Origin of the sequence: Streptomyces sp. MUM 2J, assembly GCF_022414535.1 — a bacterium.
In the GTDB taxonomy this organism is placed as follows: domain Bacteria; phylum Actinomycetota; class Actinomycetes; order Streptomycetales; family Streptomycetaceae; genus Streptomyces.
In genome coordinates this window covers 25151-40298 of sequence record NZ_JADWYM010000042.1, presented here as the reverse complement: position 1 = coordinate 40298, position 15148 = coordinate 25151, and the positions used below count along the sequence as shown (strand labels likewise).

At 73.2% G+C, this 15148-nt stretch carries 13 protein-coding genes and 1 pseudogene; 9 read left to right on the top strand and 5 right to left on the bottom strand.

What is annotated here, in order from left to right; translation table 11 throughout:
• Positions 1-87: 87 nt before the first annotated feature.
• The 3 genes from I3F54_RS26475 to I3F54_RS26465 all read right to left on the bottom strand — a co-directional run bounded on the left by I3F54_RS26475 (position 88) and on the right by I3F54_RS26465 (position 3258).
• A complete protein-coding gene (locus I3F54_RS26475; protein ID WP_240121428.1) occupies positions 88-921 on the bottom strand; it encodes a carbohydrate ABC transporter permease in 834 nt (277 codons plus the stop codon).
• Positions 921-1871 (bottom strand): carbohydrate ABC transporter permease, encoded by a 951-nt coding sequence (locus I3F54_RS26470; RefSeq protein WP_240121427.1) that lies wholly within the window; start codon positions 1869-1871, stop codon positions 921-923. The genes I3F54_RS26475 and I3F54_RS26470 overlap by 1 nt, the downstream gene beginning before the upstream one ends.
• A 79-nt stretch (positions 1872-1950) precedes the next feature.
• Positions 1951-3258, bottom strand: a complete 1308-nt coding sequence (locus I3F54_RS26465; protein WP_240121426.1) for an ABC transporter substrate-binding protein — start codon at positions 3256-3258, stop codon at positions 1951-1953.
• Positions 3259-3582: 324 nt separating this feature from the next.
• Here I3F54_RS26465 and I3F54_RS26460 point away from each other — a divergent pair, with 324 nt between their 5' ends.
• Both I3F54_RS26460 and I3F54_RS26455 read left to right on the top strand, forming a co-directional pair.
• Positions 3583-4209 carry a DUF5134 domain-containing protein gene (locus tag I3F54_RS26460; protein WP_240121425.1) on the top strand — a complete coding sequence of 209 codons (627 nt, stop codon included), beginning with the start codon at positions 3583-3585 and terminating at the stop codon, positions 4207-4209.
• Between the two features lie 330 nt (positions 4210-4539).
• A pseudogene (locus tag I3F54_RS26455) lies at positions 4540-5352 on the top strand (beta-ketoacyl synthase N-terminal-like domain-containing protein); the annotation flags it as partial.
• Positions 5353-5621: 269 nt separating this feature from the next.
• Here I3F54_RS26455 and I3F54_RS26450 read toward each other — a convergent pair.
• A complete protein-coding gene (locus tag I3F54_RS26450) occupies positions 5622-6695 on the bottom strand; it encodes a Ku protein (RefSeq protein WP_240121424.1) in 1074 nt (357 codons plus the stop codon).
• A 62-nt stretch (positions 6696-6757) separates the two neighbouring features.
• Between I3F54_RS26450 and ligD the strand changes: the two genes are divergently transcribed.
• Positions 6758-7639 (top strand): non-homologous end-joining DNA ligase, encoded by an 882-nt coding sequence (gene ligD, locus I3F54_RS26445; RefSeq protein WP_240121423.1) that lies wholly within the window; start codon positions 6758-6760, stop codon positions 7637-7639.
• A gap of 78 nt (positions 7640-7717) precedes the next feature.
• Here ligD and I3F54_RS26440 read toward each other — a convergent pair whose 3' ends face one another.
• On the bottom strand, positions 7718-8521 hold the full coding sequence (locus I3F54_RS26440; RefSeq protein ID WP_240121422.1) for a nuclease-related domain-containing protein: 804 nt from the start codon (positions 8519-8521) through the stop codon (positions 7718-7720).
• 170 nt (positions 8522-8691) lie between these two features.
• On the opposite strand from I3F54_RS26440, the gene I3F54_RS26435 reads away from it, so the two are divergent.
• The 6 genes from I3F54_RS26435 to I3F54_RS26410 all read left to right on the top strand — a co-directional run bounded on the left by I3F54_RS26435 (position 8692) and on the right by I3F54_RS26410 (position 15052).
• The gene (locus I3F54_RS26435) at positions 8692-9198 is read left to right on the top strand and encodes a protein phosphatase (protein WP_240121421.1); all 507 of its coding nucleotides are present in this window, start codon (positions 8692-8694) and stop codon (positions 9196-9198) included.
• 88 nt (positions 9199-9286) lie between these two features.
• Positions 9287-10021: a hypothetical protein gene (locus tag I3F54_RS26430; protein WP_240121420.1), complete on the top strand. Its 735-nt coding sequence runs from the start codon at positions 9287-9289 to the stop codon at positions 10019-10021.
• Positions 10018-11307: a HAMP domain-containing sensor histidine kinase gene (locus I3F54_RS26425; RefSeq protein WP_240121419.1), complete on the top strand. Its 1290-nt coding sequence runs from the start codon at positions 10018-10020 to the stop codon at positions 11305-11307. The genes I3F54_RS26430 and I3F54_RS26425 overlap by 4 nt, the downstream gene beginning before the upstream one ends.
• A gap of 283 nt (positions 11308-11590) precedes the next feature.
• Positions 11591-12142: an SH3 domain-containing protein gene (locus tag I3F54_RS26420; protein ID WP_240121418.1), complete on the top strand. Its 552-nt coding sequence runs from the start codon at positions 11591-11593 to the stop codon at positions 12140-12142.
• A gap of 88 nt (positions 12143-12230) precedes the next feature.
• Positions 12231-13598 carry an FtsW/RodA/SpoVE family cell cycle protein gene (locus I3F54_RS26415; protein ID WP_240121417.1) on the top strand — a complete coding sequence of 456 codons (1368 nt, stop codon included), beginning with the start codon at positions 12231-12233 and terminating at the stop codon, positions 13596-13598.
• Positions 13595-15052, top strand: coding sequence for a penicillin-binding transpeptidase domain-containing protein (locus tag I3F54_RS26410; RefSeq protein ID WP_240121416.1), 1458 nt, complete (start codon positions 13595-13597; stop codon positions 15050-15052). The genes I3F54_RS26415 and I3F54_RS26410 overlap by 4 nt, the downstream gene beginning before the upstream one ends.
• Positions 15053-15148 lie beyond the last annotated feature (96 nt).

The window sequence follows — 15148 nt, the reverse complement described above, 5'->3', positions numbered from 1 at the left end:
TGGTGCCTCCTTGCCTTCACAGCTTCCGGGTCCGGGGTGTGCCGTCGGGGCGGCGGGTCCGTGGCGGGCCCGCCGCCCGGGTGCCGGTCACCCCTTGACCGCCCCGGAGGTCAGTCCGGCGACGATCCGCCGCTGGAAGAACAGGACGAAGATGATGATCGGGACGGTGATCACCACGGCGGCGGCGGCGATCGATCCCGTGGGCTGCTCGAACTGCGAACTGCCGGTGAAGAACGCGATCGCGGCCGGCACGGTCCGCGCGCGGTTGGTGGAGGTCAGCGAGATCGCGAAGAGGAAGTCGTTCCAGCAGAAGATGAACACCAGGATGGCCGTGGTGAACACGCCCGGCGCCGCCAGTGGGGCGATGACCAGCCGGAAGGCCTGCGCCGGGGTGGCCCCGTCGACCTTGGCGGCCTTCTCCAGGTCCCAGGGGATCTCCCGGAAGAACGCCGACAGGGTGTAGATGGCCAGCGGCAGCGAGAAGGTCATGTACGGGATGATCAGGCCGATCCACGTGTCGAAGATCCCCAGGATCCGCTCGATGTTGAACAACGGCGAGACCAGGGAGATCGGCGGGAACATCGCGATCAGCAGGGACATGCCGATGAGGAGCCCCTTGCCGGGGAACCTGAGCCTGGCCACCGCGTAGGCGGCCATGGTGCCCAGCACGACGGCGATCGTGGTGGAGATCAGGGCGATGCCGATCGAGTTGATCAGCGCGCGGGTGAACTCGCTGGTCTGGAAGATGCCCCGGTAGTTCTCCCAGGTCCACTGCCGGGGGATGTAGTCGCCGTCGGTGAGGGTGCTGGGGTCCTTGAAGGACAGGGCGATGATCCACCACACCGGGAACAGGGCGTACAGCACCACCGCCACGTTCAGGATGCCCCAGCGGACGGAGTGCGACCTTCCTACGGCGGCCATCAGCGCTTCACCTCCGCACCGGGTGCCGCCGCACCGAAGAGTTTGACGAAGGCGAACGCGATGATCGCGACGCAGATGAAGATCAGCACCGAGATCGTCGACCCGATGCCCAGGTTCAGCGCGGTGAACAGGTTGTCGTAGCCGAGGATCGACACGGAGCCGGTGCCGTGCGCGCCCGAGGTGAGGATGTAGATGTTGTCGAAGATCCGGAACGCGTCGAGCGTACGGAAGAGCAGTGCCACCAGGATCGCCGGTTTCATCAGGGGCAGCATCACCTTGGTGAAGCGCTGCCAGGGGGAGGCGCCGTCCACCATGGCCGCCCGCAGGGTCTCCTCGGGCACCAGGGCGAGGCCCGCGAGGAGCAGCAGTGCCATGAACGGCGTGGTCTTCCACACCTCGGCGAGGACGATGAGCCACAGGGCCGGCCACTGCTCGGTCAGCGGGGCGCTGCCGCTGGGCAACATCCCGGCGAGGTAGCCGAGTTGGGGCGTCCAGGCGTACTGCCAGGAGTAGGCGGCGACCACGGTGACGATTCCGTACGGGATGAGCACCGAGGTGCGGACGGTGCCGCGCCAGAAGATCGTGCGGTGCATGACCAGGGCGAGCCCCATGCCGAGGACCAACTCGACGGCGACGGACACGACCGTGATGAACACCGTCACCCAGAAGGCGTCCCACCAGTACGAGGAGGACAGCACGACACCGTAGTTGCTCAGCCCGATGAACTCCGCCTGCCCCGGGAAGCGCAGGTCGTAGCGTTGGAGGGACAGGTAGACGGCGTACCCGATGGGGTAGGCGGTCACGGCGATCATGACGATCACGGCGGGGGCGCAGAGCAGCCAGCCGAGCCGCCGCTCCTGCCGGGCGCCCTCCGACAGGGCCTTGCGGTCCTGCCCCGGCTGCTGTTCGGCGGACGGCGGACCCGCGGCGGGCCGGGCTTGCGCGCTCATCTCGGACCACCCCGGTGCGGGGAGCGCGCACGCGGGTGCCGGCCGGCGGTGGGTTGGGGGCGGTGGCGGTGGTGGCGGTTCACGGGATCACACCCTTGGATTGCAGGGCATCGTCGATCTGGCTGCTGATGCTGGCGACCGTGCTCTCCGGTTTGATCGCGGAGGGCGGGGAGAGCGCGTGGGAGATCACGATCGACACGTTCTGGTAGGCCGGGGTGATCGGGCGGACACTCGCCGACTGGAGAGCGTCGAGCACCTCTTGGGCGAACGGGTACTGCTCGACGAACGACGGGTCGTCGTACAGGGCCCGCAGGGTCGGTGGCAGACCGCCCTCCAGCGCGGCGGTGAGCTGGTTCTGCCGGTCGCGCAGGCACAGGGCCGCTTCGAAGGACAGGTCGGGGTGGCGCGAGTAGGCGCTCACCGCCAGGTCGATGCCGCCGATGGTGGGCCGTGACGGCCGGTCGGCGTCGACGCGGGGGTAGGGGGCCCAGGCGAAGTTCTTGAACAGCTCCGGGTTGTTCGCCTTCATCGACGGATACACGAACGGGTAGTTGAGCTCGAACGCCGCCACCCCCGACTCCATGGCCAGGCGGTTCTGGTCCTCCATCTGGTTGGACAGGGAGGGGTCGGCGGCCGGGGAGTTCGCCATGTCGCGCATCACCCCGGCGGCCCGCACCGCGGGCGGGCCGAGGGAGGCCTCGGTGGCGCTCGGGTTGAGGATGGATCCGCCCGCGCTGCTGACCATCGTGTTGAACCAGACGGTGAGCCCCTCGTACTGGGCGCCCTGGATCTCCACGTAGTGGGGTTTGCCCTGCTGGGCGAGACGGCGCGCCATGTCCAGCATCTCGGCCCAGGTCCTGGGCGGTGTGGGCACCAGGTCCTTGCGGTACCACAGCAGCTGGGTGTTGGTGTTGTACGGGACGGCGTAGAGCTTGTCCTTCCAGGTCGCCGTCTGGAGGGGGACGCGCAGGGTGCCCTCGCTGGCCAGCTGTTTGGCGCGGCCGGTCCACTCGCGGATCCAGCGTGCCTCGGCGAACTCGGCCGGCCAGGTGACGTCGAGGCCGAGGACGTCCATGGAGTCGTCCTCGGCGGCGAGCCGGCGGACGAGCTGCTGGCGCTGGCCGTCGGCGGCACGCGGAAGCTTGTGGTAGACGATCCGGTAGCGTCCGCCGGACTGCTGGCCGCACCGGTCCGCCGCCTTCTGGAGAGCTCCGGAGTCGTCGGGGAAGTTGTACCAGTTGATGCTGACCGGGCCGGAGCCCCCACCACCGCCGCAGGCGGCGAGCGGGGACGCCAGCAGCGGAAGTACGGCAAGCGCCCTCAGCCACCGCTGCTGCGCGGTACGCACCTTCTTGCCCGGAGCCCGCTGGATTCCGCACCCACGCACGCGGCGACACCTCGATTCCGGGATGGCGGCACGGGACTCGGCCCGGCGCGTTTCTCTTCCGCGACCACGCTAAGGCCCCAGAACGTCACATGGTGTACGTAGAGCCGCGACATCGCCCATATCGCCCAACCGAGGGCGGTATTCGCACCGGTCCTCCCCGGTGGCCCCCTGCTCCGCAGGCCTGTCCACGCCGGTGCGGCAGGGGGCGGGTGGGCACGGCGGGAGCACGCAGCACGGTTTCGCGCCTCCCGTGCGCGGGGTCTGCCCTCACGCGCCCGGGTACGCCCCGCCGTGCGGAGGAAGGTGGATGGGCGGGGTGATCTCATGGGTGAGCCGCCGTTGGTGGGATGGCTGTTGACAGCTCTCGGTACGGCCACGGGGGTGCTGTGCGCGGTGAGGTCGGGTGCGCGGGCGGCGGCCGACCGGTACGCCCGGCGCACGGCGCGCGCCGAGGCGGCGATGGGGATGGGGATGGCCCTGATGGCGGCGCCCGGCCTCGCACCCAGAACGGGCGTGTGGGGGCCGTTGGCGCTGGGCGTGCTGTTCGCCGGCCTCGCCGTGCGGGCCTCGCTGTTCGCCCGCGGTGAGGCGCACCGCCTGCACCACACCGTGGACGCGGCGGCCATGACCTACATGGCGGCCCTGATGGCGCCCCCGATCGGCGGCGGGGGCATGGCGGGCATGGATGGCATGGACGGCATGCGGCACGGGGGGCACGCCTCGATGGGCCTGCCTCTGGTCGATCTGGCGCTGCTGGCCTACTACACCCTCTACGTGCTGCGGGTCGGCGCACGGCTCGTGCCGGCCCCGGCCGCCGCCTGCACGACCCCGGGGCCGGGGAGGGGCGGAGCGGACGACACGTCACCCCGCGCGTGGCAGGGGCCGGCGGTAGGTCTGGCGTGCCGCCTGTCGCTGGCCATGGGCATGCTCGCCATGGTGCTGGCGATGTGACCATCCGAGTCGTCACCGCGCCAGGGCAGAGCAGGCGGGCGGCGGGCACAGCGGGGTTCGGTCCGGACCTCCGTCCGTGAGGGCCGCCACATACCGGGCGGCGCGGACAGTTACCCACCGGGGACCGCGGACAGTGCGGGCACGACCGGTTGCACAGCGGGCCACGGGGGCCGACAAGTCAGCGCGCACACAAGCGCGCTGACGGCGCAGCACTTGTGCACCTCTCCCGCATAACGCCACAAAACGGCAGGTTCGCCCTTCAACCATGGCTTTTTCACTCTTTTCAGTCCGCTCTGCACCCAATTCGGCCTACAGGGAGTCTGCACGGGTATGTCTTCTTCGTTCCGTGCGCCTTCGTCCCGTTCCTCGTCGTTCCGTGCCTCGGAAGTGCCGATCGCGCCGTACACCGTCAGCGCCGCCGAGGTCGTTCCCGGCGACCTGCTCGCCCTCTCACCCGACGACGCCACGGCCCGACGCTGGTACGTCGTCCTGCACACCGTCCCCGAGTCGCCGGAGACGATCCGGCTCACCTTCCGGCCGGCGCTCGGCGGGAGCGACCGGGAGCGCGTGCTGAGCAGGGGGCAGCGGGTCACCGTCGGCAGCCGGCGGATCGACCCGAGGAGCGTCCCCCCGCTGAGGAGCGACGAGTTGACCGCCGTGGGCCTCCGGGACGGCGACCGGTTGTGCGTCCTGCGCGTCGTCGACCCCGCGGCCGAGGAGGTGACGTACGTACGGCGGTGGGGCGTCTGGCACCGGGACCTGGACGGCGTCGGCGACTGCGTCGCCTCCGACGACGAGGTATGGGCCTGGGCGGCGAGCGCCGAGGAGGAGGGGAACGTCGTACGGCATCCGCCGCGGCCCGACGGGCCGCGGGCCCCGGTCCCGCGGCCCCGGCGCGTCGTCGTCACCGGGCTCGGGGCCGTCACGCCCCTGGGCGTCGGCGAGTTGTGGCAGGGCCTGGTCGAAGGGCGGCACGGCATCAGGGAGTTGGACGGTCCCGAGTTCGAGGAGCTGCCCGTCCGGGTGGCCGGAACCGTGCCCGTGGACCCCGTGTCACTGCTGGACCGCGCCGCCACGCGCCGTATGAACCGGGCCGCGCAGTTCGCCGTGCTGGCCGCACGGGAGGCCTGGGGGGATGCCGGGTTCGGCGCGGGCGGCACGGAGTCCGGCGGCGCAGTCATGGCCGGCGGGAGGCGGCGGCGCCCACCGTCGCCGGGAACCGGGTGCCGCGGCCCCGGCCGCGTGCGTGGGGCCGCGGTGGCGCGGCGGTCGCGTGGGGGTGCCGGTCGCCGCCCCGGCCGCGTGCGCGGAGCCGCAGCAGCCCGCCCCGGGCCGCGCGCCACACGCCCCGGCGGCACCGCCCCCCGGCCCGCTCGGCGGACCGCTCACCCCGGCCGTCCCGTTCGCCGGGCTCACGCCGTTCGTCTGCGGGAGGCCGACTTCTTCGCGGTCTGCTTCGCGGCCTTCTTCGCCGTCGCCGTCCTCTTCGCCGTGCCTCCGGCCGCCGCGTCCTTCGCCGCCGTGCTCCTGGCCGCCGTCTTCCCCGAAGCCGCCTTCTTCGCCGTCCCGGCGGTCCCGCCCGCCCCGGCCGTCTTCGCCGCGGACCTCTTCGACGAGGCCGCGGACTTCTTCCTTCCGGCCTTCGCCCCGGGCACCTCCCGGTCCTGCGGCATGGGTGTGACGCCGGCCTCCTCGCCGCCGCCCTCCTCACCGCGGGACTCCCTCGCCGCGCGGACGCTGCTCTCCAGCGCGGCCATCAGGTCCAGCACCTTGCCGCCCCTGGCCGGCTCGGGCGCCTCGGGGGGAGCCTCGCCGGAGACCTTCGCCGCGATGACCTCCTCCACCGCCTCGCGGTACTCGTCGTGCAGGTCCTCCAGGTCGACCTCGCCGAGGGTGTCCATGAGGGCGTCCGCGAGGTCCAGCTCCTTGTCGCGGACGGTGACGCCCGCGTCCGGGGCGACGCCCTCCGGGGACCGCACCTCGTCCGGCCACAGGAGCCCGTGCATGGCGATCGCGTCCCCGACCACGCGCAGCATGCCCAGACGCTCCCGGCCGCGCAGCGCGAACTTGGCGATCGCCACCTTGTTGCTGCGCTTCAGCGCCTCGCGCAGCAGGGTGTACGGCTTCGCCGCGGGGGTACCGCTCGCGGCGAGGTAGTAGGCGGCGTCCATCTGGAGCGGGTCGATCCGGTCGGCCGGGACGAAGGCGACGATCTCGATGGTCTTCGCGGTGGGGATCGGCAGGCGGGACAGGTCCTCTTCGGTGATCGGGACGATCGTGCCGTCCGCGTCCTCGTAGCCCTTGCCGATCTCCGCCTGGGTGACCTCGCGTTCCTCCAGCTCGCAGACCTTGCGGTAGCGGATGCGCCCGCCGTCCTCGGTGTGGATCTGGCGGAAGGAGATCGAGTGGCTCTCGGTCGCGTTCACCAGCTTGATCGGGATGCTGACCAGGCCGAACGATATGGCTCCGTTCCATATGGATCGCACGAGCAGCACCCTTCCTGTCACTTTGTCCGGGCTTCAGATGATTCACATGGGATTCTCATCGTATGACGCCGATCACAGAGGTGGAGGGGCGCCGGATCGCGCTCAGCAACCTGGAGAAGGTGCTGTACCCGGCGACCGGCTTCACCAAGGGCGAGGTGCTGCACTACTACGCCACGACGGCCGGGGTGCTGCTGCCCCATCTGCGGGATCGGCCGGTGTCCTTCCTGCGCTATCCGGACGGGACCGACGGGCAGGTGTTCTTCACCAAGAACGTGCCGCCGGGTACGCCCGAGTGGGTCACCACCGCCGAGGTGGCGCGGGTGGCCGGGGCGGGGCGGATGGTCTGCGTGCAGGATCTGCCGAGTCTGATGTGGGCGGCGAACCTCGTCACCGAGTTCCACACCCACCAGTGGGTGGTGCAGGCCCAGGGGGTCGCCGACCGGCTCGTCCTCGATCTGGATCCGGGCGCGCCCGCGACCGTCGTCGAGTGCTGCGAGGTCGCGCTGTGGCTGCGGGAGCGGCTGGCGGCGGACGGCATCGAGGCGTACGCCAAGACGTCCGGGTCGAAAGGGCTGCACCTGCTGGCCGGGGTGCGCGGCTCGTCGTCCGGGCAGGTGTCGGACTACGCCCGGCAACTCGCCGTGGAGGCGGAGAGGGCCATGCCGCGCCTGGCCCTGCACCGGATGACGCGCAGCCTGCGGCCGGGGAAGGTCTTCGTCGACTGGTCCCAGAACGCCGCCCGCAAGACCACGGCCGCCCCCTACACCCTGCGCGCCCGCACCCGGCCCTGGGTGTCCGCGCCGGTGACCTGGGAGGAGGTGGCCGGGTGCGGGGCGCCCGACCGGCTGGCGTTCACCGCCTCCGACCTCGCCCCCCGCCTGCGGGACCACGGCGACCTGATGGCACCGCTGCTCGATCCGGAGCGGGCCGGCCGGCTGCCCTGACCCCGCCCGGCGGGCACGGTGGACGGAGGCCCGGCGGGCGCGGCCGCGACGGCGCCCATGCCCGCGCCGTGGTCCCGCTCAGACGCGGGACCAGGTGTGCCGGTCGCGGGCCATCGCGTGCAGAGCCTCCACGTCGGCCGGTTTCAGGACGGCGGCCGGCCGGGCCAGGGCCGACAGGTCCGTGTCGGGCAGGACGCGGACCTCGCGCGGCGGCGCGACGAAGTCGATGTCCGCCGGGCCGACCAGCGCCAGGACCGGGCGTACCTCGGCGGTCAGAGCGCAGCGGGCGCGGTCGGCGTCGGCGCGCACGCGGCGCAGCAGCGGCTCGGCGTCGCGGCGGCCCAGCGCGACCAGGGGGTCGTCGACGCGGACCCGCTGCTTGCGGGCGTGGCGGGTGTGGACGGCGAACAGGCCGCCGGGCCCGATCAGCAGGTGGTGGATGCGGTCGCCGCCGGGCAGGGGGACCGAGTGCAGGGTGTGCCAGCCCCCGCCGTCCATCGCGTCGAGGGCGCCCCCGACGGTCTGCTCGGCCTCCAGGGCGCGGCGGCGAGGGTCGGGACGCAGCCGGTGGGCCGGGCCCGGGTCGCGTTCGAGGGCGATCAGCAGGGCCTCGCCGGGACGGTTGGGGGCCAGGTCGTCGTCCGGGTGGAGGGACAGCAGCGCCAGCTCCGCCGGGCCCGGCAGGGGTGGCGGGCCGACCGTGACCCTGCCCGTGATGAAGGGGTCGAGTGCCGCCATCACCTCGTCTCTCTGGTCCTCGCTGAGCAGGTTCACCCGGGCGGCCTCACGGTCGTACCAGGCGATGTTCCTGCCGTCGGTACGGCAGACGTACAACCGGTCGCGGCCGTGTCGCCGGGTCGGTATGACGCGCAGTCGGCTCATGCACCATCACCCCACGACCATGGGAACAGGCGGGGTGCTGCACGGCAAGAAGGCGGTTACCTTGAGAGGGATCCGGGACAGGTGAGCAGCCGTGGCGGCGGGTGCGGGACGCCCGTGGCCACGGGCGGACGCGCCGCAGAGATCGGCGGAGGGCGGTTGGGGAGGCGCCGTTGCGTACCCGCAGGAGAGAGCCGGAGGTGCCGGCTCCGCAGAGCCCGTGGGACGAGATCGTGCCGGGCCTGTGGATGGGCGGGCACGAGTTCCGGGGGCGGACGGGGCAGCTGGAGGTCGCCGTCGTGCACGACGAGTTCGACCTGGTGCAGACGCTGCTGCGGCTGCCCGGCCACGGCCCGGACCCGGGCGTCGAGCACCATGTGTGGGCGATCCCGGACGCGCCGCTGGACGGGACGCAGCTGGCGGGCGTGATGCGGCTCGCCGAGGCCGCGTGCGAGGCACTGGACGCCGGACGCCGGGTACTGGTGCGCTGCTATCACGGGTACAACCGCTCGGGGCTGGTCGTCGCGCACGCCCTGATCCGGCGGGGGCACGCGCCGGGGGAGGCGATCCGGCTGATACGGTCCCGTCGCTCGCCGTGGGCCCTGCACAACGAGCTGTTCACCGAGTACCTGCGGGCCGGGCTGTCCACCGCCCGGCTGCTGGAGGAGCTCGCCGAGTAGGACCGTCCGGGCAGCAAATCGGACGTACCCGAGCATCCCGAGAATATGGTGTACGGGGCCCTCGCACCCCAGAGAACCCAGGAGACCCGTGCCCCGCAGCCGACGCTCGCGCGCCGCCCTCGCCGCCGTGGCCGCCTGCGGCCTGCTGGCGACCGCCGCGGCCTGCGGCGACACCGGCGGCCTGCGTGGCGCCGGCGCCACGCCGACCGCGATCAGTCCGGTCCGGCTGTGGCCGTCGCTGACCCCGGCGTCCTCGCCGGCCTTCGACATCGACGAGGTCAAGCACGAGGCCGTCGAGGGCGTCGCGGTGCCCGGGGACGACATCCGCAAGGTCGACCCGGTGGCCGTGGTGCGCGCCGAGATCGAGGCGGACCCAGAGGACTACTCCGGGTCGACGGCGCGGTACCGGGAGACGGTCGCGCGGCTGGACGACTGCGGGGCGGACGGCGACCGTGCCCGGTGCCCCGTGCTGAAGTCGTACTACCGGGACCTGACCGGGGACGGGCACGACGAGCTGACGCTCGGGTTCCGTCAGCTGCCCGGACCCCTGACCGCGGTGCGCGTGTACACCGTCGAGAAGCACCAGCTGGTACAGGTCATGAGCTGGGAGGACGCGGTCAGCGGGGTCGAGCTGGCCGGGCGGTCCCTGATCATCCGCTCGCCCTCCGACGTCGCGGGCTACGACTACCGGCTGCAGTGGACGTGGGACCCCGACCAGCGGACGATGCTGCTCACGCACGACGAGATGCAGCACACCGGCGGCAGCCGCGCCCCGGCCCATCCGCGGCGTCCGGCCGCCTCGCCCTCCGCGGGGGCGCGGTGAGGCCCCCGCTGCCGCGGTGGGCCGGGCCGCTGGCGGTGAAGGCGGGCCTGTTCATCACCGTGATGTGCTGCGCGCTGGCCGCGCTCCTCGGGGTCCTGGTGCACGTGCAGGTGACCGACCAGACCGTCGGCCAGGCCCGGGAACTGGCGCTGAAGCGGCTGGCGGACGCGACGAAGGCGTACGAGGCCGGGGACCCCCTGGTCCCGGGCTCCGGGATCGACCCGCCCGGGGTGCCCGCGCCGCTGCACGCGCTGGCCGCGGGCGGGGAGCGCGGCACGGTCGTGGCCTCCGACCGCGGGCGGCCCGCGATGTGGGCGGCGGGTCCGGTGGACGGCGCGCGAACGCTGGCCGTCCGGGTCGACTACGCGCAGCAGGCGCACACCATCGAGGCGCTGGACCGGGCGATCCTGTGGTCGTCGGCGCTCGCGATCGGGGCGACGCTTCTGGTCGGCGCGTTCGCGGTGACCCGGGTGACGCGGCGGCTGCACGCCACCGCCACGGTGGCGCGGCGGATCAGCGGCGGCGACCTGGACGCGCGGGTGGGCGATCCGCGGACCAAGGACCCCACCCGGCCGCAGGACGAGGTGGCCGCGGTCGCCGCCGCCCTGGACTCCATGGCGTCGTCGCTGCAGAGCAAGCTGCTCTCCGAGCAGCGGTTCACCGCCGATGTGGCGCACGAGCTGCGTACCCCGCTGACCGGGCTGCACGCGGCGGCCGAGCTGCTGCCGCCGGGCCGGCCGACGGAGCTGGTGCGCGACCGGGTGGCGGCGCTGCGCACGCTGACCGAGGACCTGCTGGAGATCTCCCGGCTGGACACCGGACGGGAGCGGCTGGACGCGGACGGCGAAGAACTGGGGGCGCTGGCCGAGCGGGTGGTGCGGGCGTCGGGGACACCGACCGAGGTGCGCGTCGTGCAGGACGCGCGGGTGGAGACCGACCGGCGGCGCCTGGAGCGGGTGCTCGGCAACCTCGTCGCGAACGCGCACCGGCACGGGCGCGGGCCGGTGGTACTGACCGTGGACGGGCAGGTGGTGACCGTGCGGGACCACGGGCAGGGGTATCCGGACTACCTGGTGGCGCACGGTCCGCAGCGGTTCCGCACGGAGGGCGGTACGAAGGGGCACGGGCTGGGGCTGACCATCGCCGTGGGCCAGGCCGAGGTACTGGGGGCACGGCTGACGTTCGCCAACGCGGAGGACGGTGGGGCGGTGGCGACGGTGACGCTGCCGCCGGTGCCGCCCGGCTGGGACGCCCCGGCGGCTTCCCCGCCCGGTCCGGCGCGCTGACCGGCGCCCCTCGCCCGGCCCCCGCGCGTCCGAGGGGCCCCAACCCCCGGCCCCGGGCGGGCGGCGCCCGTACGCGCCGGGCGCCGCCCGCCGGTCCCTACCGGTACACCGTCGTGCGGCCCGCGGCGACGCCCTCGGCCGACCGGGGAGCAGGCGGCCGGTTCCCTGCCCGGCGGCGCCCCGGCTCCGATGGACCATCGTGGCGCGCGCGGGCGGATGGCCACTTCTAATGTGGCGGTTAGTCAGGATTCGACTCCTTCGCCCTCTTCTGGAGGTATGCGTCATGTCCTTGCGCTCCGCCCTCACCCGCGTCGCCATAGCCGGGGCCGCCGGCACCCTCGCCACCGTCGCCGCCGTCACACCCGCCGCCGCCGACAACGACTGGGGCAACGGCTCCGGGGGCAACAGCTCCGGGGCGGCCCAGCAGGACGGCAACCACTGGGGCAACACCTCCGGGAGCAACAACTCCGGGACAGCCCAGCAGGACGGCAACCACTGGGGCAACACCTCCGGGAGCAACAACTCCGGGGCGACCCAGCAGGACGGCGGGGACGGGCGCGGCGAATGGGGTGGCGACCACCACGGCGGGCACGACGACCAGCGTCTGTACCGCGGCGTCGTCACGGCCGACACGCTGCTGCTGCGCAGCGCGCCCAACCGGGGCAGCCGGGTGATCCGCACCGCGCACCGCGGCCAAGTCGTGTCGATCTTCTGCAAGACGCCCGGCCAGAAGGTCCACGGCAACCCCCTGTGGTACCTCCTCACGGACGGCACCTGGGCCTGGGGTTCGGCCGCCTACATCGACAACCTCGGCCCCGCACCCCGCTGGTGCTGACCACCGGGGAGCGACCGGCCGGCCCGGCGGATGCGGCGCGCGCGGCCCGCACCGCGAGCAAGCCATCTCATTTGGGTAAGTTCCGGACATGACGAAGGCCGGAACCGGAACCGCCGTCGCGGCGGCCGACGCCCCCGCACGCGCGGTCAGCCTCCCCCGGCGCCGCGGCATCGAACTCGCCCTCATCGTCCTCGCCGTCCTGCTGTCGGTGTACGGCTACTGCGCCGTCGGCCTCGCCCACACCGGCTCCCTGCCGCCCGGCGCCGTCGGCTACGGTGCCGGGCTCGGCGTGCTCGCGCTGTTCGCGCATCTGGCGGTACGGCTGCGTGCGCCCTACGCCGATCCACTGCTGCTGCCGATCGGGGTGCTGCTCAACGGACTGGGACTGGTCCTGATCTACCGGCTGGACCTGGAGACCCCGCACGACCGTGCCGCGCCCGCCCAACTGGTGTGGTCCGCGCTCGGCGTGGCCCTGTTCACGGTGGTCGTCGCCGCGCTGCGGGACCACCGCGTGCTCCAGCGCTACAGCTACGTCTGCGTCGCCGCCGCCCTCGCCCTGCTCACGCTGCCGATCCTGTTCCCGGCGGTCAACGGCGCCCGCATCTGGATCAGGATCGCCGGGTTCTCCATCCAGCCGGGCGAGTTCGCCAAGGTGCTGCTGGCGGTGTTCTTCGCCGCGTACCTGGCCGCCAACCGCAACGCGCTGGCGTACGCGGGGCGCCGCGTCTGGGGGATGCAACTGCCCACCGGCCGCGTCCTCGGCCCCATCCTCACGGTGTGGCTGCTGAGCGTGGGGGTGCTGGTACTGGAGCGGGACCTGGGCACCTCGCTGCTGTTCTTCGGGCTGTTCGTGGTGCTGCTGTACGTGGCCACGGGACGGACCGGGTGGATCGCGGTCGGCCTGCTGCTCGCCGCACTCGGCGCGATCGCCGTGGGCCGGCTGGAGCCGCACGTCCACGCGCGCGTGGAGGACTGGCTGCATCCGTTCGCCTCGATCGAGGCGGGGCAGGGACCCAACCAGCTGGCCCAGTCGCTGTTCGCCTTCGCGGCCGGCGGAGTGCTCGGCACCGGTCTCGGCCTCGGGCACTCCGTGCTCATCGGGTTCGCCGCCAAGTCGGACTTCATCCTGGCCACGGCGGGCGAGGAGCTGGGCCTGGCCGGGCTGTCGGCGCTCTTCCTGCTCTACGCGCTGCTGGTGGAGCGCGGCTACCGGGCCGGGCTGTCGCTGCGCGAGCCGTTCGGCCGGCTGCTCGCCGTCGGGCTCGCCTCGATCATCGCGCTCCAGGTGTTCGTCATCGCGGGCGGGGTGACGGGCCTGATCCCGCTGACCGGCATGGCGATGCCGTTCCTCGCCCAGGGAGGATCGTCCGTGGTCACCAACTGGGCCATCGTCGCCCTGCTGATCCGGGTCAGCCACTGCGCCCGCCGCCAGTACGACGGGCAGGTGGCCCCGTGACGCGCTACATCCGGTACGCCGCCGTGTTCTGCGCCCTGCTGCTCGTGGCCCTGCTCGTCAACGCCGCCCGCGTCCAGGTCGTCCAGTCCCGCGCCTACGACGACAACCCGGCCAACCGCCGTCCCGTCATCGCCCGCTACGGCCAGCCCCGCGGGAACATCCTCGTCGCGGGCCGCCCGGTCACCGGCTCGAAGGACACCCGGGAGCAACTGCGCTACGAACGCACCTACGCCGACGGCCCGTTGTACGCCCCGGTCACCGGTTTCGCCTCGCAGGTGTACGGCACGTCCCTGCTGGAGCACACCGAGGACGGCGTCCTCGCCGGCACCGACCCGCTGCTGTCGCCGCTCGCGCTGCTGAAGGACCTGACCCGGCAGCGCGCGCCGGGTGGGGACGTGGTCACCACCCTGAACCGGGCCGCGCAGCGGGCGGCGTACGAGGGGCTGGCCGGACGCAAGGGCGCGGTGGCGGCGATCGAGCCGGGGACCGGACGGATCCTGGCACTGGTGTCGGCCCCGTCCTACGACCCCGCGCTGCTCTCCGGCAACGGGGCGGACGCGGAACGCGCCTGGGCCCGGCTCAACTCCGATCCCGACAAGCCGATGCTCAACCGGGCCGTCCGGCAGACGTATCCGCCGGGCTCCACGTTCAAGGTCGTGACCGCGGCGGCGGCGCTGGACGCCGGGGTGGTCACGGACGTCGACGCGCCGACCGACTCCCCCGACCCCTACACCCTGCCCGGTACCCGGACACGCCTGACCAACGAGGGCGACGGCTGCGAGGACGCGCCGCTGCGCGACGCCTTCGAGTGGTCGTGCAACACGGTGTTCGCGCGGCTGGGCGTCCGGGTCGGCGCCGAGGCGATGGTGGCCGCGGCGCGGAACTTCGGCTTCAACGACCCCGGGGTGCGCGTCCCGTTCGCGGTCGCTCCCAGCACCTTCGACACCACCCTGGACAAGGCGCAGCTCGCGCTGTCCTCGATCGGCCAGTACAACACCCGGGCCACGCCGCTGCAGATGGCGATGGTCGCGGCGGCGGTGGCCAACCGCGGCCAGGTCCGGGCGCCGTACCTGGTGGAGCGGACCGTGCGGGCAGGCGGCACCACGGTGTCCACGGCCGGCCCGCGGCCGGTCCGGCAGGCGATGCATCCGGCGACCGCGCTGCGGCTACGGGAGCTGATGAGGGACGTGGTGCGCGAGGGCACGGGCACCAACGCGGCGATTCCCGGCGCGATCGTGGGCGGCAAGACCGGTACCGCCCAGCACGGCCTCGGCAACTCCGGTACGCCGTACGCCTGGTTCATCTCCTGGGCGCAGGGACCGCGGCAGGCCGAGCCGTCGGTCGCCGTGGCGGTGGTGGTGGAGGACGCCGCAGCCGACCGCGGCGAGATCAGCGGCGGCGGGGACGCGGCGCCGATCGCGCGGGCGGTGATGCGGGCGGTGCTCGGATCCTGAGACGGGGGGTGCCGCCGGCCCGGGCGGCCGACCTACCGTTCGGCCATGACCGAAGCCGCCACACCCTCCGACCCGCACGGGACCAGCGCTCCCGCA